This window comes from Micromonospora antibiotica (genome assembly GCF_017599305.1).
Taxonomy (GTDB): domain Bacteria; phylum Actinomycetota; class Actinomycetes; order Mycobacteriales; family Micromonosporaceae; genus Micromonospora; species Micromonospora antibiotica.
The window spans coordinates 668,849-694,854 of the sequence record NZ_JAGFWR010000001.1 but is presented as its reverse complement, the minus strand read 5'-3'; the positions used below and the strand labels follow the sequence as shown (position 1 = coordinate 694,854).

Annotated in this window: 22 protein-coding genes and 1 pseudogene; 10 read left to right on the top strand and 13 right to left on the bottom strand. The window is 72.9% G+C overall.

Annotated features, from left to right (window positions below; all coding sequences use genetic code 11):
• Positions 1 to 6: 6 nt before the first annotated feature.
• Positions 7 to 744: an ABC transporter permease gene (locus JQN83_RS03270; RefSeq protein ID WP_208565490.1), complete on the top strand. Its 738-nt coding sequence runs from the start codon at positions 7 to 9 to the stop codon at positions 742 to 744.
• A gap of 93 nt (positions 745 to 837) precedes the next feature.
• Entirely contained in the window at positions 838 to 1,605 is a 768-nt protein-coding gene (locus tag JQN83_RS03265) for a VOC family protein (protein ID WP_208565489.1), read from the top strand.
• A gap of 67 nt (positions 1,606 to 1,672) precedes the next feature.
• On the opposite strand, the gene JQN83_RS03260 is transcribed toward JQN83_RS03265, so the two are convergent.
• The 4 genes and pseudogenes from JQN83_RS03260 to JQN83_RS03245 form a co-directional block, all read right to left on the bottom strand.
• Positions 1,673 to 2,464, bottom strand: coding sequence for an ABC transporter ATP-binding protein (locus JQN83_RS03260; RefSeq protein WP_208565488.1), 792 nt, complete (start codon positions 2,462 to 2,464; stop codon positions 1,673 to 1,675).
• 115 nt (positions 2,465 to 2,579) lie between these two features.
• Complete coding sequence (locus JQN83_RS03255; protein WP_208565832.1) at positions 2,580 to 3,614, bottom strand: FecCD family ABC transporter permease; 1,035 nt, start codon at positions 3,612 to 3,614, stop codon at positions 2,580 to 2,582.
• A 223-nt stretch (positions 3,615 to 3,837) separates the two neighbouring features.
• Entirely contained in the window at positions 3,838 to 4,773 is a 936-nt protein-coding gene (locus tag JQN83_RS03250; protein WP_208565487.1) for an ABC transporter substrate-binding protein, read from the bottom strand.
• A 359-nt stretch (positions 4,774 to 5,132) separates the two neighbouring features.
• Positions 5,133 to 6,440: pseudogene (locus JQN83_RS03245) on the bottom strand (M14 family metallopeptidase); the annotation flags it as partial.
• 204 nt (positions 6,441 to 6,644) lie between these two features.
• On the opposite strand from JQN83_RS03245, the gene JQN83_RS03240 reads away from it, so the two are divergent.
• A complete protein-coding gene (locus tag JQN83_RS03240; RefSeq protein WP_208565485.1) occupies positions 6,645 to 8,021 on the top strand; it encodes a C39 family peptidase in 1,377 nt (458 codons plus the stop codon).
• 169 nt (positions 8,022 to 8,190) lie between these two features.
• On the opposite strand, the gene JQN83_RS03235 is transcribed toward JQN83_RS03240, so the two are convergent.
• The 3 genes from JQN83_RS03235 to mqnE all read right to left on the bottom strand — a co-directional run bounded on the left by JQN83_RS03235 (position 8,191) and on the right by mqnE (position 10,500).
• Positions 8,191 to 8,463 carry a DUF4229 domain-containing protein gene (locus JQN83_RS03235; protein ID WP_208565484.1) on the bottom strand — a complete coding sequence of 91 codons (273 nt, stop codon included), beginning with the start codon at positions 8,461 to 8,463 and terminating at the stop codon, positions 8,191 to 8,193.
• Between the two features lie 403 nt (positions 8,464 to 8,866).
• A complete protein-coding gene (locus tag JQN83_RS03230) occupies positions 8,867 to 9,307 on the bottom strand; it encodes a hypothetical protein (RefSeq protein ID WP_208565483.1) in 441 nt (146 codons plus the stop codon).
• Between the two features lie 23 nt (positions 9,308 to 9,330).
• Positions 9,331 to 10,500: an aminofutalosine synthase MqnE gene (gene mqnE, locus JQN83_RS03225; RefSeq protein ID WP_208565482.1), complete on the bottom strand. Its 1,170-nt coding sequence runs from the start codon at positions 10,498 to 10,500 to the stop codon at positions 9,331 to 9,333.
• A gap of 245 nt (positions 10,501 to 10,745) precedes the next feature.
• Between mqnE and JQN83_RS03220 the strand changes: the two genes are divergently transcribed.
• The 4 genes from JQN83_RS03220 to JQN83_RS03205 all read left to right on the top strand — a co-directional run bounded on the left by JQN83_RS03220 (position 10,746) and on the right by JQN83_RS03205 (position 17,332).
• Positions 10,746 to 12,326 carry a C40 family peptidase gene (locus JQN83_RS03220; RefSeq protein WP_208565481.1) on the top strand — a complete coding sequence of 527 codons (1,581 nt, stop codon included), beginning with the start codon at positions 10,746 to 10,748 and terminating at the stop codon, positions 12,324 to 12,326.
• A 130-nt stretch (positions 12,327 to 12,456) separates the two neighbouring features.
• Entirely contained in the window at positions 12,457 to 14,337 is a 1,881-nt protein-coding gene (locus JQN83_RS03215) for a hypothetical protein (protein ID WP_208565480.1), read from the top strand.
• A gap of 255 nt (positions 14,338 to 14,592) precedes the next feature.
• On the top strand, positions 14,593 to 16,617 hold the full coding sequence (locus tag JQN83_RS03210; RefSeq protein WP_208565479.1) for a DEAD/DEAH box helicase: 2,025 nt from the start codon (positions 14,593 to 14,595) through the stop codon (positions 16,615 to 16,617).
• Between the two features lie 94 nt (positions 16,618 to 16,711).
• Positions 16,712 to 17,332 carry a putative glycolipid-binding domain-containing protein gene (locus JQN83_RS03205; protein WP_208565478.1) on the top strand — a complete coding sequence of 207 codons (621 nt, stop codon included), beginning with the start codon at positions 16,712 to 16,714 and terminating at the stop codon, positions 17,330 to 17,332.
• Positions 17,333 to 17,459: 127 nt separating this feature from the next.
• On the opposite strand, the gene cds1 is transcribed toward JQN83_RS03205, so the two are convergent.
• Both cds1 and JQN83_RS03195 read right to left on the bottom strand, forming a co-directional pair.
• Positions 17,460 to 18,551 carry an L-cysteine desulfhydrase Cds1 gene (cds1, locus tag JQN83_RS03200; protein ID WP_208565477.1) on the bottom strand — a complete coding sequence of 364 codons (1,092 nt, stop codon included), beginning with the start codon at positions 18,549 to 18,551 and terminating at the stop codon, positions 17,460 to 17,462.
• A gap of 126 nt (positions 18,552 to 18,677) precedes the next feature.
• Positions 18,678 to 19,136, bottom strand: a complete 459-nt coding sequence (locus JQN83_RS03195) for an Lrp/AsnC family transcriptional regulator (protein ID WP_208565476.1) — start codon at positions 19,134 to 19,136, stop codon at positions 18,678 to 18,680.
• A gap of 268 nt (positions 19,137 to 19,404) precedes the next feature.
• Here JQN83_RS03195 and JQN83_RS03190 point away from each other — a divergent pair, with 268 nt between their 5' ends.
• On the top strand, positions 19,405 to 19,671 hold the full coding sequence (locus tag JQN83_RS03190) for a BldC family transcriptional regulator (protein ID WP_084261470.1): 267 nt from the start codon (positions 19,405 to 19,407) through the stop codon (positions 19,669 to 19,671).
• Positions 19,672 to 19,949: 278 nt separating this feature from the next.
• Here the strand turns inward: JQN83_RS03190 and JQN83_RS03185 are convergent, their stop codons facing one another.
• On the bottom strand, positions 19,950 to 20,576 hold the full coding sequence (locus JQN83_RS03185) for a UbiX family flavin prenyltransferase (RefSeq protein WP_208565475.1): 627 nt from the start codon (positions 20,574 to 20,576) through the stop codon (positions 19,950 to 19,952).
• A 246-nt stretch (positions 20,577 to 20,822) separates the two neighbouring features.
• Here JQN83_RS03185 and JQN83_RS03180 point away from each other — a divergent pair, with 246 nt between their 5' ends.
• Positions 20,823 to 21,782 (top strand): terpene synthase family protein, encoded by a 960-nt coding sequence (locus JQN83_RS03180; RefSeq protein ID WP_208565474.1) that lies wholly within the window; start codon positions 20,823 to 20,825, stop codon positions 21,780 to 21,782.
• Between the two features lie 217 nt (positions 21,783 to 21,999).
• On the opposite strand, the gene mqnP is transcribed toward JQN83_RS03180, so the two are convergent.
• Both mqnP and JQN83_RS03170 read right to left on the bottom strand, forming a co-directional pair.
• Positions 22,000 to 22,911, bottom strand: coding sequence for a menaquinone biosynthesis prenyltransferase MqnP (mqnP, locus tag JQN83_RS03175; protein ID WP_208565473.1), 912 nt, complete (start codon positions 22,909 to 22,911; stop codon positions 22,000 to 22,002).
• The gene (locus tag JQN83_RS03170; RefSeq protein WP_208565472.1) at positions 22,911 to 24,371 is read right to left on the bottom strand and encodes a menaquinone biosynthesis decarboxylase; all 1,461 of its coding nucleotides are present in this window, start codon (positions 24,369 to 24,371) and stop codon (positions 22,911 to 22,913) included. The genes mqnP and JQN83_RS03170 overlap by 1 nt, the downstream gene beginning before the upstream one ends.
• Positions 24,372 to 24,693: 322 nt before the next feature.
• On the opposite strand from JQN83_RS03170, the gene JQN83_RS03165 reads away from it, so the two are divergent.
• Complete coding sequence (locus JQN83_RS03165; protein ID WP_208565471.1) at positions 24,694 to 25,566, top strand: alpha/beta fold hydrolase; 873 nt, start codon at positions 24,694 to 24,696, stop codon at positions 25,564 to 25,566.
• Between the two features lie 61 nt (positions 25,567 to 25,627).
• Here the strand turns inward: JQN83_RS03165 and JQN83_RS03160 are convergent, their stop codons facing one another.
• The gene (locus tag JQN83_RS03160; protein WP_208565470.1) at positions 25,628 to 25,984 is read right to left on the bottom strand and encodes a ribbon-helix-helix protein, CopG family; all 357 of its coding nucleotides are present in this window, start codon (positions 25,982 to 25,984) and stop codon (positions 25,628 to 25,630) included.
• Positions 25,985 to 26,006: the final 22 nt, after the last annotated feature.

The window sequence follows — 26,006 nt, the reverse complement described above, 5'->3', positions numbered from 1 at the left end:
GACGCCGTGCCGCTCACCCTGGTCCACGCCCGCTACCAGCTCCTTGAGATCATCCGCGTCCCCGTCGCCGTGGTGGGCAGCGCCTTCTTCCCCGCCGCCGCGATGCTCTTCTTCGTCGTCCCGTTCGCCGGGGACGACCCGACCGGCGCCACCTACGCCACCGCCGCGATGGTCACCTTCGCGGTGATGAGCGCCAACATCTTCCAGTACGGCATCGGCGTCGCCGAGGACCGCGACCAGCCGTGGAACCCGTACACCCGGACCCTGCCGGCGGGGCCCGAACCCCGCCTGGCCGGGCGGATCCTGGCCGGGCTGGTGCTGACCTACCTGTCGATGCTGCCCGTCGTGATCATCGCGGCGGTCGCCACGGCCGCCCGGGTCACCCCGGTCGGGCTGCTGCTCGGCGCGGTCACCGTCGCGGTCGTGTCGGTGCCGTTCACCCTGCTCGGTCTCGCCATCGGCTACTCCCTGCCGAGCAAGGCGGCGATCGTCGTCGCACAGGTCATCTTCTTCCCGCTGGCCTTCGGCGGCGGTCTGCTCTCCGCCCCGGGCGACGCGCCCGGCTTCATCCAGGTGGTCGCGCCGTTCCTGCCCACCCGGGGGGCGGTCGAACTGATGTGGGCGGCGGTCGGCGACTGGCGGCCCGACCCGCTCGCCCTGGCCATGCTCGGGGTCTGGATCGTGCTGCTCGCCGCCCTCTCCGGCTGGGCGTACCGGCGCGACGAGGGTCGCCGGTTCAGTTGACCTTTCGCCGGTTCGGCCCGGTGACCGGCGACCGGTGCCACGATGCCGGCAGGGCGTCGCGCCGGCACGCCCCCGCAGCCGAGAGGGGCCGACGTGCGCACCGTCGCCGCGGGCACGCCCTGCTGGACCGACCTGGCGACCCCCGACCTGGACGCCGCCCGGCGGTTCTACCCGGAACTGTTCGGCTGGACCGGCCGGATCACACCGGAACCCGGGCCGGCCGGCTACACCACCTTCCGCCGCGACGGCCGGGCGGTGGCGGGCGCCGGCCCACCGGCCGACCCGGACCAGCTGCCGGTCTGGTCGACGTACGTGGCGACCGACGACACCGACCTGGTCACCACCCGGGTCGAGGCGGCCGGCGGGCAGGTGCTGGTCGCCCCGTTCGACGTCCTCGACGCGGGGCGGATGGCGGTCTTCGCCGACCCGGCCGGCGCGGTGTTCAGCGTCTGGCAGCCGATGCGGATGCCCGGCGCGGAGTTGCTCGACGCCCCCGGGGCGATGTGCTGGAACGAACTGGTCAGCCCCGACCCCGAGGGCGCGAAGGTCTTCTACGAACTGGTCTTCGGCTGGCACCCCGAGGAGCAACCCGCCGGCGGGCCCGGCTACACCGGCTGGCGGTGCGGGGCGCGGATCGTGGCCGGGATGCTGCCGACGACCGACGACGGTGGCGCGCGGCCGGCGTACTGGTCGGTGTTCTTCGCGGTGGCCGACGTGGACGCGACCGCCGCCCGCGCCACCACCCTCGGCGGCACCATCGTCACCCCACCCCGGGACACCCTGCTGGGCCGCCGTGCCGCCCTCCGCGACCCCCAGGGCGCCTACTTCTCCCTACTTCGCCCCGCCGCCGATACCCCCTGACCAGCCGCCCGACGGCATCCGGACGCCCGCCGGCACCGTCGACCGCGCGGCCCGGCACCGTCGACCCTCAGGTTCGCCGGGGCTCGGGGCGGGTGGGGACCACCAGCGGGCCGTGGTCGCCGGGGATGACCCGGACCCGGGCCCGGTAGTGGTGGGACAGCAACTCCTCGGTGAGCACCTGCTCGGGTGGGCCCGCCGCGACGACCCGGCCGTCGGCGAGCAGCACCATCCGGTCGGCGTACTCACCGGCGACGGAGAGGTCGTGCATGGTGGCCAGCACGGTCAGGCCGTGCGCCCGGCGCAACTGGTCGACCAGCTCCAACACCTCCTGCTGGTGGCCGATGTCCAACGCGCTGGTCGGCTCGTCCAGCAACAGCAGGGTGGCGCCCTGGGCGAGCGCCCGGGCCAGGAAGACCCGCTGTCGCTCCCCACCGGAGAGGGTCGACAGCTCCCGCCGCTGGAACCCGGTCAGATCCAACCGGTCCAACACGTCGTGCACGGCGGCCAGGTCCGCCGCCGACTCCCGCCCCAACGGCGCGATGTACGGGGTCCGCCCCAGCAGGACGTAGTCGAACACCGACATGCCCGCCGGCACCACCGGGGACTGCGCCACCGTCGCCACCACCCGGGCCCGGTCCCGGCGACGCAGCGCGCCGGACGGCGTACCGAACAGCGAGACCGCGCCCGGGGCGGGCAGCAGGCCGCCGACGGCCCGCAGCAGGGTCGACTTGCCGGCACCGTTCGGTCCGATCACCGTGACCCACTCACCCGCGGCGACCGTCAGGTCGACGCCGGCCAGGATCACCTCCCCACCGAGCCGCACGTGCAGCCCCCGCACCTGCACCGCCGGCACGGTCACGGGACCGCCTTTCGTTCGCGACTGCGGGGCTCGCAACACCGGCTCACTCCCCGCGCTCACGGGAACACCTCTGTTCGCGACTGCGGGGCTCGCAAAACCGGCTCACTCCTCGCGCTCACGGGAACACCCGGCGGGCGGTGCGCAGGACCAGGACGAAGAACGGGCCGCCGAGCAGGGCGGTCACCACGCCGATGGGGATCTCGGCGGGGGCGGCGGCGGTCCGGGCGACCACGTCGGTCAGCGCCAGGAACGCCCCGCCGAAGAGCATCGACAGCGGCAGGATCACCCGGTAGCTCGACCCGGCCAGCAGCCGTACGGTGTGCGGCACGATGATCCCCACGAAGCCGATCAGGCCGGACGCGGAGACGGCGGCGGCGGTGCCGAGCGAGGCGGCGGCGATCAGCAGGTAGCGGGACCGCTGCGGGTGCAGGCCGAGGCTGGCCGCCTCGTCGTCGCCGACGGAGAGCACGTCGAGTTCCCGCCGGTGCAGCAGCACCACCACGGCGGTCAGCACGAAGTACGGCAGGATCAGCCGGACGTCGCCCCAACCGGCGGTGCCCAGCCGCCCGAGCAGCCAGGAGTAGACCATCTGGATGCTGTCGGAGTGCCGTTGCAGCAGGTACGTCTGCCCGGCGGAGAGGAACGCCGACACCGCCACCCCGGCCAGGATCAGGGTGGCCGGTGACCGGTCCCGCCCACCGGCCGCCCCGAGCAGGTACGTCAGGGCGACCGCCCCGAGCGAGCCGACGAACGCGGCGAGCGGGATCGTGACGGGCATCCCGGTCAGCGCCCCGCCCGCCCCGACACCGCCCAGCGTGATCACGGCGGTCACCGCGAGCCCCGCGCCGGCCGCCACCCCCAGCAGGTACGGGTCGGCCAACGGGTTGCGGAACACCCCCTGGTAGCAGCCGCCGGCCAGGGCGAGCAGACCGCCGACGAGCAGGCCGAGCACCACCCGGGGCAGCCGCAGCTCGGTGACGATGGCGATCTCGCGTTCGGTCAGCCCGCTGTCGAGGCGTACCCCGGGCAGCAGGTTGAGCAGTTCGGCGGCGACGCTACCGGGGGGCAGGCCCACCGGGCCGAGGGAAACCCCGGCGACCAGGGCCACCAGCACGGCGAGCACCCCGGCGGCGAGCCAACGCTTACGCAGCCCGGCCGGTCGGGGCGTACCGGCGGCGACCTTCGGGGTGCGGACCCACCCGACGCCGGGCCGTCGAGCCGGGGCGGGCACGGCCGGGCGGGACCCCGCCGGCTCGGAGCCCGCCGGGGGAACGGCGGCCGGGCCGGGGTCGGGCAGGCCGGACGGCCGGGACGCGTCGGGCGTCCCGGCCGGTCCGGGGCCGGTGGGGCGCACGGTCACCTTGGGTGGACCGTCACGCGGGCACCTTGGCGGTGGCGTCGACGATCGACCGGAGCAGGTCGACCACGCGCGGCCCCCAGCGGGAGGCGACGTCGTCGTCGAGCGCGACGACCTGGTTGTTCTTGACGGCGGTGATGCCGGCCCAGCCGCTGCGGGCCTTGACCGTGTCGGCGCTCTGCTGGCAGCACTTCACGTCGGCCAGGAAGACGAAGTCGGGGTTCGCCTTGACGATGACCTCCTGGGAGAGCTGCGGGTAGCCGCCGTTCTTGCCGTCGGCGTCGGAGGCGTCGGCGATGTTCTGCAGCCCGGCCAGCGCGTAGATCGAGCCGATGAAGGTCTTGCTGGTCGCGCTGTACAGCTCCGGCCCCAGCTCGTGGTAGTAGGTCAGCTTCGTGGACCGCTGCGGCAGGTCCTTGGTGAGCTTGCCGATCTCGTCCTTCATCCGGGTGGTCACGTCGGCCGCCTCGGTCGGGTGGCCGGTGAGCGTGCCCAGGTCGGTGAGCTGCCGGTAGGTGTCGTCGAGGGTGGCCGCCGCCGGGGTGAGCAGCACCGGGACCTTCAGCGCGGTGAGCTGGGCGACGATCTTGTTGGTGTCGTTGGCGAGCACCACCAGGTCGGGGTTCTTGCCGGCGATCGCCTCGGCGTTGGGCTGGAAACCGGACAGCTCGCTCTTGGGCGCGTCGGCCGGGTGGTTCGACTGGTCGTCGACGGCGGTGACCTGCGAGCCGGCCCCGATGGCGAACAGCATCTCGGTCGCGGTGGGCGACAGCGAGACGATCTTCTCGGGCCGCTTGTCCAGCGTGAGGTTGCCGACGGTGGCCGGGAAGGCGGCGCCGGAGCTGCTGCCGGCGGCGGGGGTGTCGTCGGAGGTCTTCTCGGCGCACGCGCCGAGGGCGAGGGCCGCCACCGCGAGGGTCGCGGCGAACAACCGGGGGGTACGTCGGGACATCGGTCCTCCTGTCGGTCGAGGAGCGTGGTGCTTCGCCGACAGGGCCGCTGGCGTGCCCGTCCGCGAGGCGCCCTTCCTCGAGAGCGCGTGTCGCGACCGACCGCAGGCGACCTGGCTCGTCCCCACACACGACGACGCCGGCCACTCGGGCCGGGCGCCGGGGCGGGTCACCGGCGGGGCCGGGAACCACGGTGGGGCATCTCAGTTGCGGGACAGCGCCGGTTTCGCACCGGCTTCGCTGCGGGTCGATCGGGTGCCACGGTAGCGCACGACCAGCGAAGATCGTCTGGTCGGTGGGGGTGGGTGGGGTCCCGTCGGGGGCTTACGGGACCCCACCCGGAGTGACGTCCGGTGGGTCAGCAGTAGGTGCTCTGCTTGTTGATGACCCGGTAGGGGCAGTCGGCGTACTCCGACAGGAGCAGCACCGCCTCCTTGTTGCGGGAGGTCTGGGCGGGGATCACCTCGTCGGGCGGGTAGAAGCCGCCACCGGCCCCGGACGACCCGGGGTACATCTCGAAGGTGTACGCCCAGATCTTGTGGGTCGCCCACATCCAGTCGAGGCTGTCGCCGTCGGTGATGTAGAGGTCGCTGGACTGCTCGGGGGTGTAGCCGTTGGTGGCCGCCATCCGCTGCCCGAGGGTGGCGAAGGTGTTGTACTGGTCGGCGGTCATCCCACTGGGGGTGTTGGCCGTGGTGTAGCCGAACGGCCAGAGCACCAGCTGCGAGTAGGTGTGCCAGTCGATGTTGGCCTTGATCTGCTGCACCCCGCCGACGACCCGGCTGTTGACGAAGTCCCGCAGTGCCTTGGTCTCCGGCGCGGAGAAGGCGGACGGCCCCCGGTAGGTGCTCGACGACGGCGCACCGGACGAGCCGCCGCAGCAGCCCCAGTTGTAGCCCCAGTTGCGGTTCAGATCGGTGCCGACCGCCGCCGCGCCGCTGTTGGGCTGCCGGTTCTTGCGCCAGGACCGGTAGGAGCCGGTGGCGATGTCGTACTCGCTGCCGTCCGGGTTGACGGTGGGGACGATCCAGATCTCCCGGGAGTTGACGATGCTGGTGATCCGCGAGTCGGTGCCGTAGCTGTCGGTGAACAGGTTGAGCAGGTAGATCGCCATCTCGACGGTCAGGTGCTCGCGGGCGTGCTGCTGGGAGTTGAACAGGATCTCCGGTTCGGCCTCGTCGGTGCCGACGTTGTCGGAGATCTTCACCGCCATCAGGTCGCGGCCCTCGTACGACTTGCCGATGCTGATCTTGCGGGCGATGGCCGGGTGGTCGGCGACCACCTGGTTGACCACTGTGGTCAGCTCGGCGTAGTCGTGGTAGTTCGAGTCGGCCGGGGGGAAGGCGAGGGCACTGGCCCCCTCGGCGGGAGCCGGCGCGGCCTCCTGCTCCAGCCGGAAACCGAGCCGGGTGATCGCGGCTGCCTCGGACCGGGTCGCCGAGACGTACAGCACGCCGTGTTCAGCGGAGTCGATCGCCGCGCCGGTGCGGGCGACGGCGTTGCGGTCGGCGAGGGTACGCGGGCCGAGCACCCGGTATTCGGCGGCGGCGGGCTCGGGCTCCGGGGCCGGGCGGGCGGAGACCGGCCCGGTGGCGACGGCGGTCAGGCCGAGGCCGGCGACGACGGCGAGCGCCAGGCGACGCCGGAAGGGGGAGGTGCGGAAGGCCATGAACATCCTCCTCGGGGTACGGGAGATCCCGTTGTGTGCCCACTTCACCAGGAGTCACATGGTCATATCAATATCCGTGACTGTCTCCAACCATCCCGACCGGATCGTCACATCGGCAATGACTTTCTCACCTGCAAGCCCTGGCGAAACTTCCTGCCGGGCGGGACAGTGAACGACAACGATTCCCCACCCCGCGGAGTTGCCATGTCCAGCAGAGCCCTGCGCGCGGTCGCCCTGGTCGGCGTCGCCACCCTCACCCTGCTCGCCAGCACCGCACCCGTCCACGCCGCCGGCCCGTCACCCACCGGGACGCCCCCACCCGCCGGGGACCGCCCACCCCCGGGCGGACACGACGAGCAGATCACCTTCCAGGAGTGGTCCCGGCACCCCGACTGGCGGGCCGGCACCCACCGGGGCACGTACGCCGCACCCGGACACCGCGCCGGCCTCACCATCGGCCGCCCGGCCGGCACCACCGAGTTCACCGACCCGCACACCGGCACCACCCGCACCTGGGAGTACGCCACCTGGACCTCGCCACCCACCACGATCGGCTTCGACGCCACCGAACTCGTCGCCTCCTGGAACGCCGACACCCCGGCCGGCACCTGGCTCCAGGTCGAACTCCAGGGCACCTACACCACCGGCGACCACACCCCGTGGTACGTCATGGCCCGCTGGGCCTCCGGTGACCGCGACATCGCCCGCGCCACCCTGGACGGTCAGGGCGACCCCTGGTCCAGCGTGTGGACCGACACCTTCGCCATCGACGACGCCGCCGCCGGGGTGCTGCTGCGGTCGTACCAACTGCGGCTCACCCTCTACCGCGCACCCGGCCAGGCCGCCGCACCCCGGGTCCGGATGCTCGGCGCGATGAGTTCGCACGTGCCGGACCGGTTCACCGTCACCCCGAGCCGGGGCCACATCGCCTGGGGCACCGAACTGCCCGTGCCGGCCCGCTCCCAGATGATCCACCGGGGCAGCTACCCCGAGTGGGGCGGCGGCGGTCAGGTCTGGTGCAGCCCGACGTCCACCACGATGGTGCTGGAGCACTACGGCAAGCTGCCGTCGGCGGACGACCTGTCCTGGATCGACCCCGACCACCCCGACCCGCAGGTCGTCCACGCCGCCCGGATGACCTGGGACAACGAGTACGAAGGCGCGGGCAACTGGCCGTTCAACACCGCGTACGCGGCCAGCTTCCCCGGCATCGAGGCCCGGGTCACCCGACTGCACTCCCTCGACGAGGCGGAACGCTTCATCCGGGCCGGCATCCCCGTGGTCACCTCGCAGTCCTTCCTCGACACCGAGCTGGACGGGTCGAACTACGGCACCTCCGGCCACCTCTTCGTGATCGTCGGCTTCACCGCCGACGGCGACGTGATCGTCAACGACCCGGCGTCGGCGTCCAACGCCGAGGTCCGCAACGTCTACCGACGCGACCAGTTCGAGCAGATCTGGCTACGCACCAAGCGCTACCGGGCGAACGGCACGGTGGCCGGTGGGTCGGGCGGCATCGCGTACCTGATCAAGCCGATCGACCACCCATGGCCGGTGGTCCCGGGCTCGACCAACTGGTGATCCCCTCCCCGACCGGCATGATCCACTCCGGACGGTCGAAGTAGCGGTATCACCACGCCGCGACACCGCCACGGGGCCGATCTGGAGTGGATCACGGCCGATCGGGCCACGCAGCGAGCGCCCGGCGCGGCCTGTTCCGGCGGACGCGGTTCGAGCGGACGCGCGGGGGTCAGCGGGGCTCGTCGCCCTCGGCGGGTTGGTCGTCGCCGGCCAGGGCGGAGCGGAGCCGCTCCTTCTCCGCGCGTCGCCGCTCGGCGGCGGCGGCCACCTCCTCGGCCATCTGGTCCCGCCAGCCCCGGAGCAGGAAGAACGACGCGGCAGCGGAAAAGATCAACGCCACCATCAGCTTCAGGAAGAGGTTCATCCCGACCGGCCACAACGCCGCCACGACCACCAGGAACAGCCCGATCCGGGCCAGCGTGTACTTCACCGCCGCGCTCACCGGGCTACCTCAGCTCGCGACTGCGGGGCTCGCAACACCGGCTCACTCCTCGCGCTCACCAGGCCACCCCAGCTCGCGACTGCGGGGCTCGCAACACCGGCTCACTCCTCGCGCTCACCAGGCCACCTCAGCTCGCGACTGCGGGGCTCGCAACACCGGCTCACTCCTCGCGCTCACCAGGCCACCTCAGCTCGCGACTGCGGGGCTCGCAACACCGGCTCACTCCTCGCGCTCACCAGGCCACCCCAGTTCGCGACTGCGGGGCTCGCAACACCGGCTCACTCCTCGCGCTCACCAGGCCACCCCAGTTCGCGACTGCGGGGCTCGCAACACCGGCTCACTCCTCGCGCTCACGTCTTCCCCACTCCTTGCACTCTGCGCCGGGGGCTCCGACGCCGGTGGTTCAGCCCGTCCGTCGGGCCAGCCAGTGCACGCCCTGGAACCAGAGCACCGCGTACCCGACGGTGAACGCGAGCGCGGCCAACCCGCCGGTGAACAGCGGCGCGAGCCCGGCGGCCAGGCCCGCCACCAGCAGCCCGGCGACCACCGCGACCACCGCGGCGGCCAGGGCCGCCACCACCCGGGCCGCGCCGAAGTCCCAGGCCCGGAATTCGTCCCAGAACAGCCAGACCGGCAGGATCACCGCGAGCCAGCCGTTGGTACGGCCGAAGTCGCCCGCACCGGCCACGGCGAACGCCCAGTCGAAGAGCACCAGCGCCAGCATGCCGATCACCCAACCGGCCAGGCTCACCCCGAGCAGGTCACCCAGGGTGAGGATGCGTCCCTCGGCGTCGCGGCGGGGAAACCCGCTGCGCTGCTGCGCGGTCGGCTGCTGTCCGGTCATGGTGTGACGAGCATACGGCCGGGTCAGGCCCAGACCTGCTGCGGCTCGGCACGCCGGGACGCCAACGCGGGTGCCCGGTCGTACTCGCGGACCACGTTGTAGCGGGTGTCCCGCTCGACCGGCTGGAAGCCGGCGTCCCAGATCAGGTTGAGCAGGTCGTCACGGTGCATGGTGTTCGGGGTGCCGTACGAGTCGGCGTCGTGGGTGATCTTGTATTCGACGACCGAGCCGTCCAGGTCGTCCACGCCGAAGTTGAGCGAGAGCTGGGCCACCGACAGGCCGTGCATCACCCAGAAGTTCTTCACGTGCGGGACGTTGTCGAACAACAACCGGGACACCGCGAACGTCTTGAGCGACTCGGCCGGCGAGGCCATCGTGGTGCGCGCCTGGATCCGGTTACGGATCTTGCCGTCCGCCGAGTCGACGAAGTCGTGCTGGTAGCGCAGCGGGATGAAGACCGCGAACCCGCCGGTCTCGTCCTGCAACTCACGCAACCGCAGCACGTGGTCGACCCGGTGCCGGGGCTCCTCGATGTGGCCGTAGAGCATCGTCGCCGGGGTCTTCATGCCCTTGGCGTGGGCCAACGCGTGGATCCGGGACCAGTCCTCCCAGTGGCAGGCGTGATCGACGATGTGCTGGCGGACCTCCCAGTCGAAGATCTCCGCGCCGCCGCCGGTCAACGACTCCAGGCCGGCGTCCATCAGCTCATCGAGGATCTCGTCGGCCGACAGGCCACTGATCTTCTCGAACCACTGCACCTCGGTCGCGGTGAAACACTTGAGCTTGACGTTGGGCAGCGCCGCCTTCAGCTCCCGCAGCACCTTCGGGTAGTAGCGCCAGGGCAACGTGGGGTGCAGGCCGTTGACGATGTGCAACTCGGTGAGCTGCTCGTCCTCCATCTCCTTGGCCTTGCGGACCGCCTCCTCGATACGCATCGTGTACGCGTCCTTCTCGCCCGGCTTGCGCTGGAACGAGCAGTACGCACACGAGGCGGAACAGACGTTCGTCAGGTTGAGGTGCCGGTTGACGTTGAACATCACCCGTTCGCCGTTCAACTCCGTACGCCGGTGGTGGGCCAGCCGGCCCAACCAGGTCAGGTCGTCGCTCTCATAGAGGGCGATCCCGTCCGAGCGGGTCAGTCGCTCCCCCGCGTACACCTTCGCTTCGAGCTCACGCTTGAGTCCGGCGTCCATCGAAAAGCCACGTCCCTTCCACCTGCGGTCGGATCGAGCCTACGTCGGACGAGCGACAGGTCGGCAGGACGGGCACCGCCAGCGACCTACCTCACCCGCACTCCCAGGGTTCTCCAAGCTGCTCACGCATCGACATCGTTGTCCCGGTGCGGTAAGACAGGATGGGACGCGGCGCACACCCCGGCGTCCCGGGTCGTCGCGCCCCACCTCACGCGGCGGCACCATCACCCGGCACAGGGAGCGGAATGGTCGACAGCGGGCACGGGCGACGACAGCGACGACGCAGGGTCCCGGTGATCTCCCCGGTGCTGCGGCCGGCGCTCTGGTCGGCGCTGCTCGGCGCGGTCGCCGCGATGGTCCTGGCCACCCCGGCCTATGCCGAGCCGCCGCTGCCCAACACCGTCCCGGACACCGGTTCCCGGCCGGTGGTCACCGGCGGGTTGCAGCTGCCCGGCGCGGCGACGCCCGGCTACCCGCTCCCGGGCCAGCCCAGCTACCCGACCCTGCCGGTCGGCGGGCTACCGACCAGCCCGCTGCTGTCCCAGATCGACACCCTGACCGCGCAGAACGGTCAGCTCGCCGACCAGCTCCTGCAGTTGCAGAAGCAACGCGACGACGCACGGGTCCAGCTCACCGGCGTCCAGGGTGAGCTGACCCGGGCCCGGGGCGCGCTGACCGTGGCGGAGCAGCAGGCCAACGCCGTCGCCGCGAACGCCTTCAAGGCCGCCGCCGCCCTGCCGCCCGGTGAACTGGCCCGCGACCTGCACGGGCTGAGCGTCCTGCAGCGGGTCTCCCGGGGGCAGCAGGCCGACGACGAGACCACCGCGGCGGCCGGCGAACTGTCCCGGGCCCGGACGGCCGAGCAGGTCGCCGCCCAGGCGGTCACCGCCGCCACCGACCGGGTCCGGCGGGCGGAGGAACAGTTCGCCGCGGTGCAGAAGGCGCTGCGCGACAACGACGCCAAGATCGCCAAGCTGCGTGCGGACAACCAGGCCCAGCTCATCGCGCTGGAAAAGCAGCAGGAGGCCGCCGAGCAGAAGCTGGGTGCGGCGTACGTCGAGGGGCAGAGCAGCACCGGGCTGAACGCCAGCCCGCAGGCGCTCGCCGCCGTGCGGTACGCGCTCGCGCAGCTCGGCGACCCCTACCTGTGGGCGGCCGAAGGCCCGGACCGCTTCGACTGCTCGGGGCTGATGTGGGCCGCCTACCGGTCCGCCGGCTACTACGACCTGCCCCGGGTCGCCCGCGACCAGTACTACGCCACGCGGAGCCGGACGGTCTCCCAGGCAGCCCTGCTCCCCGGCGACCTGCTCTTCTTCGCTTCGGGCAGCAGCTGGACGACCATCCACCACGTCGCCATGTACATCGGCGGGGGGCGGATGGTGCAGGCGCCACGCAGCGGCGACGTGGTCAAGATCTCCCAGGTCCGGTGGTCCGGTCTCTACGCCGCCACCCGGGTCGTCGGCGCGGTGAACACCCCCGGCTCCCCGATCACCCAGGTCCCGACGCCGTCCCCGACGCCGAAGCCCACCACCGCGTCGCCGAAGCCCACCACGCCCTCCCCGAAGCCCACCACCGCGTCGCCGAAGCCCACCACGCCCACGCCCCGGCCGACGGCGACCACCGCACCGACGAAGCCACCGACGCCGAAGCCCACGCCCACCCCGAGCAAGAGCCCCGACCCGACGCCGAGCGTCTCCGGCACCGGCACCGGCACGCCGGACAGCAGCACCAACCCGACCACAGCCGGCAGCACCGGCGCCCCGGAGAGCAGCCGGTCGGCGTCCACCTCCACCTCGGCGACCGCCTCGGCGAGCACCGGGAGCTGACCGACCGCCACCGTTGCGACCACCCTCGGCACTCCGACTGTGCCGACGGGGCGAGATGTGGCACGGTGACACGAGGCACATCCGGTCGCCGTTCACAGGGCACGGGTGCGAGGGTGCGCGGAGGGCGATCATGGCTGAGCAAGAGGTTCCGGTGCGACACGTCGACCAGGGATCCGAGCCCGACCCGGCCACCGGCAGCCCGGACCGACCCGTCGTATCCGCCGACGCCCCCGACCGGTCCGGTGCCGCGACCTCCGACACCCCGGGCCGACCCACCGAGGTCTCCGGCCGGCCCACCGGAACCGCCGACACCCCGGCCCGGCCTGGTCCGGCCGCCGACACCCCGGCCCGGCCTGGTCCGGCCGCCGACACCCCGGCCCGGCCTGGTCCGGCCGCCGACACCCCGGCCCGGCCTGGTCCGGCCGCCGACGGGTCGGCCCGCGCCACGGCCAGCGTGCACACCATGACCGTGCCGCCCGAGGGTGACGAACTGCCCTCCGGGGTGGCCACCGCGACCACCTACCGGGCGGGCAGCCCCACCGCCGCCGGCCCGTCCACCGTCCCCGCCTCGCGAACACCCGAACCGGGTGACCCGGCTCCCGGCGGTTCGGGCCCGGTCGGCCCGGCCACTCCGGGCGGTGTTCCCGGACAACGCGGCGGATCGGACGGCGGGACGGCCCGGGCCAGCGTTTCGGTCCCCGGGCTGAGTCGCATCTCCGCCGCCGAGGCCGAAGGCGCGGCAGCGGACGCGGGGACCCGGCCGGGTGACGCGGCCCCCGGGGTGTACCGGTCGGCACCGGTCAGCCCGGAGCCGCCCGAGCCGGCGCAGCCCCCGACCCCGGCCCAGCCGCCCGCCCCGCCGACCCCAGGGCAGCCCTCCACCCCACCGACCCCGGTCCAGCCGCCCACCCCGCCGACCCCGGACCCGGAGCCCGCCCCCGAGCCGTCGCCGGCCCCACGGCCGTCGCCCGTTCCCGAGCCGTCGCCGGCCCCCACCCCCGAGCCGGGCCCGAGTCCCACACCGTTCACCCCCGAGCCGCCCGCGCCCGGCCCGTTCCCCGCGCCGGTCCCGCCGCTGCCCGGCCCTCCGCCGGGTCCCACCCCGGTCCCGCCCGGTCCGGTCCCACCCGTACCGGGGCCGCCGGTGCCGCCCCCGGGTCCGGTGGTGCCGCCGTCGCCGGCACCGCCCGGCCCGATGCCGGCACCCCCGTTCCCGCCGCCACCGGCCATGCCCGGCCGCGCGACCCCGACCGTCCGGGCCAGCGCCTCCGCGGTCGTCCGCACCGCCGCCGGCCCGCCCCCCGCCGGCACCGCCAGCCCGCCCGCCACCGGCACCGCCAACCCGCCCGCCGCGACACCGTCAGCCCCGGCACCCGTCGCCTTCACCGCGCCCACCTCGGCGCCGCCGTCCGTGTCCGCGCCCCCGCTCCCGCCGGCCGCTGCCGTCACCCCACCCGCATCCCCGCCCCCACCCGCCTTCACCCCACCAACCTTCACCCCACCGGCGTCCGCGCCCCCGGCACCGGTGGCGAGCACCGGCTCGGGTGCCGTCGGCGCGACCACCCCGACGTTCCGGGCCCCGGTCGTGCCCGACCCGGCCGCTGACGGGGCGACGTCGGCGCTGCCGGTGGTGCCGGCACCCGCACCGCCCGAACCACCCCGCTTCGCCCCCGCCCCGGTCGGAACGACCGACGGCGTGACCCGCCCCGCCACCGGCACCTCGTACCGGGGCGGTCCGGACCTGGCGAGCATCGGCTACGGCGGCACCGACGGCCCGGGGCACTCCACGATCGCGTTCCCGGCAGCCAACCCGGTGGAGAACTCCGGCTCGCTGACCGGGCACATCCTGGCCCAGGGGTGGTCCGACACGCCGGCCCCGCGATCCCGGACCACCCGGGTGGTGATCGTGCTCGCCGCTTCACTCGGGCTGCTGGTCGCGATCAGCGTGCTGGTCGTCCTGCTCGCCAACGACGTGATGGACGGGCTGGTCGGCAACATGCTGTCCGAGTGAGGCCGGGCCGACCGGGGCGGCACGCAGGTGCTGGTGGGCGTATCCGTCGGGCGGAAAAGGCCCACCGGATCGGGGTGAGTCCGCCCACTACCGGCTCGGGGTTCACTGGCGGCACCGCCGGATCGCCGTACACTGGTCGGGATCACTGACCTGGCGCGCGTGGCGTGCCCCTGGGCGATCTTGCGGGCGATTCGGCGGCGTACCTCATGCTGCGGCGGGCCATCGCGAAGATGCGCCCCGCTCGAAAGGCCTTTCTTGACCACCTCTGTTGACTCCGGCACCATTCCGTCCGCCCACGACCTGCCGACCGGTGACGCCACCGGCAACGAACCCGCTCCGGCCGCCCCCGTCGTGGGCTTCGCCGACCTGGGACTGCCCCGGCAGCTGGTCGACACCCTCGCCCGGCAGGGCATCACCACCCCGTTCGAGATCCAGCGGGCCACCCTGCCCGACGCCCTCGCCGGCCGGGACGTGCTCGGTCGGGGCCAGACCGGCTCCGGCAAGACCCTCGCCTTCGGCCTGCCGATCATCGCCCGGCTGGCCGAACGCAACCGGGCCCGGCCGCTGCACCCGCGCGCCCTGGTCCTGGTCCCCACCCGCGAGCTGGCGATGCAGGTCAACGACGCGCTGCTGCCGCTCGGCAAGGCCGTCGGGATCTTCCTCAAGACCGCCGTCGGCGGCGTCCCGTACGACCGGCAGGTCGACGCGCTGCGCCGGGGTGTCGAGATCGTCGTGGCCACCCCCGGCCGGCTCGGCGACCTGATCAACCGGGGCGTCTGCGTCCTGGACGACGTCGAGGTGACCGTGCTGGACGAGGCCGACCAGATGGCCGACATGGGCTTCCTCCCCGAGGTCACCGAGTTGCTCGCCAAGACCCCGGCGAACGCCCAGCGGCTGCTCTTCTCGGCCACCCTGGACGGTGACGTCGACACCCTGGTCAGGCGGTTCATGACCGACCCGGTGACCCACTCCACCGCCCCGTCGACCGCGTCGGTGTCCACCATGGACCACCACCTGCTGCTGATCCCGCCGCACGACAAGTTCGCCGTGGCGGCGTCGATCGCGGCCCGCCCCGGCCGGACCATGCTCTTCGCCCGTACCCAGCTCGGGGTCGACCGGCTGGTGGAGCAGCTCGGCGCGGTCGGCGTACGGGCCGGTGGGTTGCACGGCGGCAAGACCCAGCGGATGCGTACCAAGACCCTCGCCGAGTTCAAGGAGGGGCGGATGGACGTGCTGGTCGCCACCGACGTGGCGGCCCGGGGCATCCACGTCGACGGCGTCTCCCTGGTGCTGCACATCGACCCGCCGAAGGACCCGAAGGACTACCTGCACCGGGCGGGTCGTACCGCTCGGGCCGGCGAGTCGGGCGCGGTGGCCACGCTGGTGCTGCCCAAGCAGCGGCGGACCACGCTGGCGATGATGGAGAAGGCCGGCGTGTCCCCGGCGGAGACCCGGGTCCGGGTCGGTGACGCGGTGCTGACCGAGCTGACCGGGGCCCGTGAGCCGAGCGGCGTCCCCGTCGTGGTCCGCGAGGAGCCCGAGCCCCGCCGGCACGGTGACCGCCCGCGCCGCTTCGGCGACCGGGACTCCCGCAGCTACGGCGGCAACCGTGACAGCCGGGGCTACTCCGGCAGTCGCGACAGCCGGGGTCACGGCGGCGACCAGGGCTACGGCACCCGGCCGACCGGCGAACGCGGCTACGGCGACCGGCCCACCGGCGACCGGGGTTACAGCGCCCGGCCCAGCGGCGAGCGCGGCTACGGCGGCGAGCGCGGCTACGGCGGCGACCGGGGCTACGGCACCCGCCCCACCGGCGACCGGAGTTACAGCGCCCGACCCACCGGCGAACGCGGCTACGGCGACCGGCCCACCGGCGACCGGAGCTATGGGGCCCGGCCCACCGGCGAACGCGGCTACGGCGGCGACCGGGGCCACGGCACCCGGCCGGCCGGCGAACGCGGCTACGGCGACCGGCCCACCGGCGACCGGAGTTACGGGGATCGCGCACCGGCCGACCGGGGTTACGGCGACCGCAGCGACAGGCGTTTCGGTGACCGGGGCGAGCAGCGTTTCGGCGACCGGGACGCCCGGGGCGAGCAGCGTTTCGGCGACCGGGACACCCGGGGCGAGCAGCGTTCCGGGGAGCGCCGGTTCGGTGCCGGTGAGCCGCGTGCCACCGACCGTCGGGGCGGGTTCCGCACCGAGGGCCGGGTCCGCGACGACCGGCCGCGTGACGACCGGCAGGGCTTCGGCGGTAGGCCCCCGGCGCGTACCCACTGATCCGTGCTGTCCGACGCCGCCCCGGAGCCCGCGCTCCGGGGCGGCGTTCGCGCATGCGCTGCCGGCTGCGTCCGGCTGGCGTAACGTCCGGACCATGGCGCGATCACTGTTCTGGAGCCGGACGGACACTGCCGGGGCCGAGTACGCCGTCCTCGACGACGGCCCCCGGTTCGCCGCGCACGGCACCCAACTGGCCGTCGACCCGGTCCCCCACACCTGCCGCTACCGGCTGGTGACCGGCGCGGACGGGGGCACGGACTCGCTCGCCGTGGAGGCCGAGGGGGCCGGTTGGTCGCGGACCGTACGCCTGGAACGCGGGACGGACGGCTGGCGGGTGACGACCGGCGAGCAGGGCGACCTGGACGCGGTGCTGCGGGCGGCCGGGCAGCCACCGGCCGGCCTGCCCGGCATCGAGGACACCGACCGGCTGCACGACGCCGTCGACGTCGACCTGGCCGGCTCGGCGCTGTTCAACAGCCTGCCGATCCGCAGACTGGGGTTGGCCGGGGCGACGTCCAGCACCGAACACCGGATCACCGTGGCCTGGGTGCTGACGCCGAGCCTGGAGGTGGTGGTCGGCGAGCAGGTCTACACCGCGCTCGGGCCGGGTCGGGTGGGTTTCACCAGCGACACCTTCCGCACCGAGTTGGAGGTGGACGGCGAGGGGCTGGTCCGGCACTATCCCGGCCTCGCCGACCGGGCGGACCTGGGCTGATCCGCGCCCGGGCCGGCAGCCGACCGCACGACGGCTGGAGCCCGCCGGGTTACGGCCGCTACCCGGCGGCGCGGCACGTCCACGGTGTCACCCACGGTGGCACTGCCGGCCAGCCACCGCGACGCCGTCAGGTCGGCCAGTCGCCGGTGGTGAGGAACCGGTCGATGGTGGCCAGGTGCGGGGCCAGGTCGAGGCCCTGTGCGGCCACCCACCCGTCATCGTAGTAGGTGTCGGTGTACCGATCCCCGGCGTCGCAGATCAGGGTGACCACCGAGCCCGTCCGACCCTGCGCGAGCAGCTCGGCGATCAACCCGAACGCCCCCCACAGGTTGGTGCCGGTCGAGCCACCGACCCGCCGGCCGAGCACCGCCGAGCCGGCCCGCATGGCGGCCAGTGAGGCGGCGTCCGGCACCTGGGTCATCCGGTCCACCACCGAGGGGAGGAAGGACGCCTCGACGGTGGGTCGACCGATCCCTTCGATCCGGGAACCCCGGCCGGTGCGTACCGACCAGTCGGCGGCCTGCCACGCCGGGTAGAACGCCGAGTTCTCCGGGTCGACCACGCAGAGCTTGGTGGGCAGCCGCTGGAAGCGGGCGTACCGGCCGATGGTGGCGCTGGTGCCGCCGGTGCCCGCACCGACCACGATCCAGGCGGGCACCGGGTGCCGTTCCAGGGAGAGCTGGGCATAGATCGACTCGGCGATGTTGTTGTTGCCCCGCCAGTCGGTGGCCCGTTCGGCGTAGGTGAACTGGTCCATGAAGTGCCCGCCGCTGTCCTCGGCGAGCCAGCGCGCCTCGACCACCACCTTGGCCGGGTCGTCGACCAGGTGGCAACGCCCGCCGTGGAACTCGATCTGGGCGATCTTCTCGGGTGAGGTGGAGGCGGGCATCACGGCGACGAACGGCAGCCCGAGCATCCGGGCGAAGTACGCCTCGGAGACCGCCGTCGAGCCGGAGGACGCCTCGATCACCGTGGTCGCCGGCCCGATCCAGCCGTTGCAGAGCCCGTAGAGGAACAGCGACCGGGCCAACCGGTGCTTGAGCGAGCCGGTGGGGTGCACCGACTCGTCCTTGAGATAAAGGTCGATCCCCCACTGCCGGGGCAGCGGGAACGGCAGCAGGTGGGTGTCGGCCGACCGGTTGGCGTCGGCCTCCACCGCGGCGATCGCCTCGGTCACCCAGACCCGGCTGGCCTCGTCGCACCGCTCCAGATGAGTCACGACGGCAACGGTACAAGCGAGGTCGGCTCGCGTTCGGGTCGACCCGGCATCCGCCGCCGACGGCGGGGACGGCCACGCTGCGCGTACGGCCGGCGGGAGGGGACCGGTGGGTGGCGTGCCGGCCGGTCAGGAGGCCGGCGGGTCGATCGGCTGGGGCCGGTTCTCCCACTTGGTCGACAGCGCGATGCCCGTGCGGGTGGAGGCCACCCCGGGGGTACGGCTCAGCCGCACGATCAGCTGCTCCAGCTCGGCGATGGTGCCCACCCGGGCCTTGAGCAGGAAGGACTCGACGCCGGCCATGAAATAGCAGGATTCGATCTCGGGCATCTGCCGGAACGTCTCCAGCACGTCGTCGGTGTCCCCGCCGGAGTCTTCGACGATGCCGATCAACGCGGTCACCCCGAGGCCGATGGCTTCCGGCTCGACCTCCGCCCGGTAGGCCCGGATGACGCCGCTGGACTCCAGCTTGCCGACCCGCTCGTGCACGGCCGGCGCGGAGAGGCCGACCTGCCGGGCCAGCTCGGCGTACGACAGGCGGGCGTTACCGCGCAGTAGTTCGACGAGGCTCCGGTCGATCGCGTCCACGGAGGGTGAGCCTATCCGTTGGGGCGTAACGTCCGGCGACCGGCATCCGTTGGATCTGACAGCAGGTGACAGTTCGCAGACCGACGGTCAAGGGAGTCCCGCGCCGGTACCATTTACTAACTTCCCACTCCGTGCGTTTTTCGCGTTTGGCGGACAGGCCAGTTCGCTGGTGCTGTAATTGCCATACGTCCCTCATGACGGCTCTGGGCTCGCACCGGCCGGGGGCAGTGTGTTCAGCCGAGGGCTTCGTCGACGCGAGGAGGGGGCTGTGGACACTGGAGATCGCCTGCTGACACCGGGTGAGGTCGCCGCACTGTTTCGGGTGGACCCGAAGACTGTGACGCGGTGGGCGGCGGCCGGCCGGATAGGCAGCATCCGGACTCCAGGCGGGCATCGCCGGTTTCGGGAATCCGAGGTGCGGGCCCTGCTGGAAGGGGAGGGCATGTTGGACGAGGCGGATGACATGGGCAAACCACGCAATGTGGGCCCAGCCGCCTCGACCGGGCCGGGTCCGGCCAATGCCGGGATGTACTGAATGGTGCGAGACGGACGCGCGGGCCGGCCGAAAGGTCCGGCCCGCCGCCGCTTGACCGGGTAGGGACCGGCCGGGACCGATCGTTGCGCCCCGGCACCCGTCCCGGTCGACGACGGCGACCGGCTACACGGCCCGGTAGACGGCGGCGGCCAGGCACCTCTCCCGGCGACCGGCACACGTTCCGCCCGCCCGGAGCCGGCCGGGCACAGGGTTCCGGCGGCCGGGCACACGGTTCCGGCCGCCGGGCACATTCCGGTCGACGGCGGCGGTCGTGGTGGTCAGCGCCCGGCGGCCAACTGGCCCGCCCAGCGCCGGAACAGGGTGTGCGGCACCCCCAGGGCGTCCAGCACCTTGCCAGCGACGAAGTCGACCAACTGCTGAGCGGTGGCCGACGCCCCCGCACCGTAGAAGCCGGGGCTGGCCGGCAGCACCACCGCACCGGCGTCGTGCAGCGCGATCAGGTGTTCCAGGTGGCTGCGGGTCACCGGGGTCTCCCGGGGCACCAGCACCACCGGCCGCCGCTCCTTGAGGTTGACCTCGGCGGCGCGTTGCAGCAGATCCTTCGACAGGCCGATGGCGATGCCGGCGCAGGCCGCCGTGCTGGCCGGTACCACCGCCATCCCGCGTACCCGGTAGGAGCCGCTGCTCGGGCCGGCCGCGATGTCGCCGGCCGGCCAGTGTCGTACGTCGTCGCCCGTCAGGTCGCGCCCCAGCCAACCGGCGAGGTCCTCGGCCCAGTGGCCGTCCCGGAACGGCCGGCCGGTCTCGTCGAGAACGGTCAACCGGGCGGCCCGGGACACGATCAGGTCCACCGGCTGCCCGGCGTCGAGCAACCCCCGGACGACGGCCGCCGCGTACGGGGTGCCGGACGCCCCCGAAACCCCCACCACCCATGGTTCGCGCATACGCCCAGCCTGCCTGGTGTACGCCGGCAGCCGCCGCCCACCCCCGCAATCGCCCGTCCGCTCCGGCGGTCACCCTCTCCGCGCGTCCCGACCCGACGACCGCATCACGGGGCGGGACCGGTTGATCCACTCACCGTCGTCATGCCCGCGGGCCAGGCGTTCGTCGACCAGCCCGGACGGCGCGTCAGCGGCGGACCTGCGATGCTGCGATCGGATGATCCACATCGTACGGGGGAGACATCGGTAATGGTCGACGAGATCCTCTGGTCGTTACGGTCGGCGTGCCCGATCCCGCCCCGGCTCTCCCCGTACGCCGAGGGGGTGCAGGACTGGTTGTTGGACCGCCTGCCCCGACTGGGCCTGCCGTTGGGCACCGAGGCGTTGCACCGGCTCGACCGGGCCGGCTTCGCCCGGTACGCCGGCCGCCTCTATCCGGACGCGAGCGAGCCGGATCTGCGTACCGTGGCCGCCCTTTTCACCTGGTTCTTCCTGGTCGACGATGCCTGCGACGGGCCGGACCGGCTGCCCTCGGAGCAGATCCGGGCCCTACGGCGAGGGACGCTGACCCTGCTGCACGACGGCCCCCGACGGCGACACCCGAACTTCGGTGGTCCGCTGCGCCGGCTGCTGGTGGAGGCGTGGCGGGCCCCCCGCCGCCGGATGCCGGCGCGCTGGCGGCTGCGGTTCGCCGACGCGGTCGGCGACCACCTGGACGGCAACTGGCGGGAGGCGGTGGCGAAGGAGAACGGGCGGGTGCCCGGGGTGGCCGAGTACATCGCGCTGCGCCGGGCCACCTCGGCGGCGTACGTGTCGTATCCGCTGATCGAGTTCGTCGGGGGCCGGGTGCTGCCCGACGCCGTGTACCACCATCCGCTGCTGCGCCGGATCGGCACCCTCGGCAACGACCTGCTCTCCTGGTACAACGACCTCGCCTCGATGGAACGGGACCGGGTCACCTCGGGTGGGCACAACCTGGTGCTGGCGCTGGCCGCCGAGCGGAACGTACCGGTGGCGGAGGCGGTGGAGCTGGTCGCCGAGCGGTGGCGAGACACGATGGCCCGCTTCCAGGCGCAACGCGCCGCGGTCCCGTCGTTCGGTCCCGCGCTGGACAAATCCGTCACCACCCACCTCGACGGCATAGCGAACGCCGTCCGCGGCACCATCGACTGGACCCTGGAAAGCGCCCGCTACCCCACCCACCCCTAACCCCCACCCACCCCACCCCACCCCGGCCCGGCCCACCCCCGCCCCGGCCCGCCCCGGCCCGCCCCGCCCCGGTGATCAAGAGGTTTGCGTCAACTTGAAGATCAAAGTTGACGCAAACCTCTTGATCACCTGACGCAAACCTCTTGATCACCGGGGCGAGGGGGCAGGGGCAGGGGCAGGGGCAGGGGCAGGGGGCAGGGCGAGGGGAGGGGCGGGGTCAGGCGTCGAGGTTGAGGCGGAGTACCAGGTCGAGTAGGGCGAAGGCGAACAGGGCGATGCCGACGAAACCGTTGGCGGTGAAGAAGGCCCGGTTGACCTTGCTGAGGTCGGTGGGGGTGACCACCACGTGCTGGTAGCCGAAGGCGACCGCGGTGAGCGCCAGCCCGATCCACCAGGGCCAGCCGTAGCCGACCAGCGCACCGAACCAGATGAACAGCGCGAACGTCACCACGTGCGCGACGGTGGAGGCGTGCAGGGCGAAGCGCCGGCCGTAGCGGGCGGGGACGCTGCGTACCCCGATCCGGCGGTCGACCTCGTCGTCCTGGCAGGCGTAGATCAGGTCGAAGCCGCCGATCCACAGGCCGACGGCCGCGCCGAGCAGCCAGGCGGGCCCCGAGCCGGCGAAGGTGCCGGTGACGGCGAGCCAGGCGCCGACCGGGCCGACGGCCTGGGCGATGGCCAGGATGGCGTGCGGCCAGTCGGTGAACCGCTTGCCGTAGGGGTAGACGACCAGCGGGATCACGGCGAGCGGGGCGAGCACCAGGCAGAGCGGGTTGAGCAGGGCGGCGGCGGCGAGGAAGACCACCAGGGCGACGGCCGCGCCGGTCCAGGCCGTCCGCACGCTCACCGCCCCGGTGACCAGTTCCCGCCCGGCGGTACGTGGGTTACGGGCGTCGATCCGCCGGTCGAGGATGCGGTTGGCGGCCATGGCGAACGTCCGTGCCCCGACCATCGCCACGGTGATCAGCAGCAGGTCGAGCCAGCGCACCCGACCGCCGTTGACCTGCATCGCGGTCAGCGCCGACAGGTACGCGAACGGCAGCGCGAAGACGGAGTGCTCGATCGCGACGAGCTTGAGGAAGGACTTGACCCGGCCGGGGCGGGCGGCGGGGGCGACGGCGGTGGCCATCAGATGCCGTACTCCTTCCAGCGCTTGTCGACCAGGGAGGTGACCTCCGGCGACATGGTCATCTCCTCCGGCCAGCCCCGGGTGTAGCCCTCGGTGGGCAGCTTGCGGGTGGCGTCGACGCCGACCTTGCCGCCCCAGAACTGCTGGTAGGACGAGTGGTCGAGGTGGTCGACCGGGCCTTCGGTGAGCAGCAGGTCGCGGGCGTAGTCGACGTTGCCGAAGGCGCGGAAGGCGACCTCGTTGTAGTCGTGCACGTCGCAGTCCTCGTCGACGATCACGATCAGCTTGGTCAGCGACATCAGGTGCGCGCCCCAGATCGCGTTCATGACCTTCTGCGCGTGCTTGGGGTAGCGCTTGCGGATCGATACGATCGCGCAGTTGTGGAACACCCCGGCGGCCGGCAGGTCGTAGTCGACGATGTCCGGGATCAGCAGCTTGAGCAGCGGTTGGAAGATCCGCTCGGTGGCCTTGCCGAGGCCGTGGTCCTCCTGCGGCGGCTTGGACGTGACGATCGAGTGGTAGACCGGGTTGCGCTGGGTGGTCATCGTCTCGATGTGCAGCACCGGGAACGGCTCGACCGGGGTGTAGAAGCCGGTGTGGTCGCCGAACGGGCCCTCGGGCAGGCGCTCGCCGGGTTCGAGGTAGCCCTCCAGCACGATCTGCGCGTGCGCCGGCACCTGCAACGGCACGGTCAGGCAGTCGACCATCTCGACGCGTTCGCCGCGCAGGAACCCGGCGAACAGGTATTCGTCGATGTCACCGGGGAGCGGCGCGGAGGCGGCGTAGCTGACCACCGGGTCGCAGCCGATGGCGATGGCGACCGGGAGCCGCTGGCCGAGCCGTTCGGCGACCGCGTGGTGGGCGGTGGAGTCCTTGTGGATCTGCCAGTGCATGCCGAGCGTGTTGCGGGAGTGCTGCTGGAGGCGGTAGAGGCCGAGGTTGCGCTTGCCGGTCTCGGGGTGCTTGGTGTGGGTCAGCCCGTAGTTGTGGAAGATCCCGCCGTCGCCGGGCCAGACCTGCAGGCCGGGCAGCCGGCCCAGGTCGACGTCGTCACCGGAGTAGACCACCTCCTGGCAGGGGGCGGTCTTCACCTTGCGCGGCGGCACCGACTTGAGCTGCATGACCTTGCCCAGGCCCTCGCGGATGCCGGACCAGCCGACCGGCAGCTCCGGCTTGACCAGCGCGCCGATCCGGTCGCCGATCTCGTCGAGCGACTCGACGCCGAGCGCCATCGCCATCCGCTTCTCGGTGCCGAACAGGTTGATCGCCACCGGCATCTCACCCCGGGTGGGCCGCTCGAACAGCAGCGCCGGCCCGCCGGCCCGTACCGTCCGGGTGACCACCTCGCTGATCTCCAGCGTGGGGTCCACCGGGACGGTCACCCGCCGCAGCTCGCCGGCCCGTTCCAGGGCCGCGAGAAAGTCCTTGAGATCGGTGTACGGGAAGCCACGTGCCGCCATACGGCCAGTCTCCCGCACCCCCGCCGGCACCGCCCACGCCGGGTGGGGCCCGGCGGTGTGCGCCTCCCCACCCGGACCGGCACGCCCCCTCACGGGCGGGCACGCCTCCCCTCGCGGGCGGGCACGCCTCCCCTCGCGGGCGGCGACCGCCCCGCTCAGAGATCGTGGAAGGAAGAGGCCCTCAGAGGGGCCATTTCCTGCCAAGATCTCGGCGCACGTCTCTCCGTGCGGGCAGGTGCGTCTCTCCGGTCGACAGCTGCTCGTTGGACGGGTGACGGTGGGTCGGCCGGTCGGGCCGTCGAGGTGCGGGACGGGAGCGGGCATGGGCGACGGACGCGTTCCGGCGGGCTTCACCGAGCAGCGGGCACAGGTCGGTGACGTGGGGATCAACTACGTCCGGGGCGGCCGGGGGCCGACCCTGGTGCTGCTGCACGGCTATCCGCAGTGCTGGCGGATGTGGCGGGCGCTGCTGCCGGAGCTGGCCACGTCGTACCAGGTGATCGCGCCCGACCTGCGCGGTTTCGGCGACAGCGACGCCCCACCCGGCGGCTACGACAAGAAGACAGTCGCCGCCGACCTGCACGGGCTGCTGACCGGCCTGGGCCTGGCCGACGACATCCGGCTGGTCGGCCACGACCTGGGCACCATGGTCGCGTACGCCTACGCCGCCGCCCACCCGGACACGGTGTCCCGGTTGGTGCTGACCGAGGCACCGATCCCGGACGAGAGCATCTACGCGTTCCCCGCGTTGAGCACGGCCGGGCCGGCGGTGTGGAACTTCGGCTTCTTCAACGTCACCAACGGCCTACCGGAGGACCTGGTCACCGGCCGGGAGGCGCGTTGGGTAGACCGCTTCACCGACTCGATCATGGTGAACAAGGGCAGCATCGGCCCGGCCGACATCGAGGAGTACGCCCGGCACCTGACCGACCCGGCCCACCTGCTGGCGAGCTTCGGCTACTTCCGGGCCTTCGCGCAGGACGTGGCGGACAACACGGCGTACCGGGAGAATCCGCTGCCGATGCCGGTGCTGGCCGTCGGCGCGGCGGCCAGCCTCGGCGGTCAGGTCGCCGACCAGGTACGCCGCTACGCCCGCACGGTCGACGGCCGGGTGGTCGCCGACTGCGGCCACTGGCTGTTCGAGGAGCGCCCCGCCGAGCTGACCGCCCTGCTGCTCCCCTTTCTGCGCGACTGACCCGGAGCCGGCCCCACCGGGTCGACCTGGACGTCGGCCGCGCAGAGGTGGCCTGCCGTGGTCATGCCGCGTCGGCGCAGCCTTCGGTGGTACGGGCGGTGACGATACGACGCAGCACATCAAGGGCATGTTCGGCTTCGTCGTGACTAACGGGCTCACTGCGAACGGTGACGTAGCTGGTCAAGGCCTCGCGGATAACGTCGGAGCGACGGCTTGCGGCCTGCTCGGCAAGGCGGTCAAGGTGCTTCACCAACTCCACAGGCAACCGCGTGCTGACCAGCACCATCGGCGTCTCGGGTGCGGTGCCGGAGGCCGGCGTCGCCGTCATGGACCTGATGACCGGCGCCAGGCTGTCGGTCTGCTGGAACCATGCCACGACCTCGTCTTTGGTCATCCGGTCAAAGTCCGGCTCGCTCATAGGACTCGCCTCCTCCATTCGT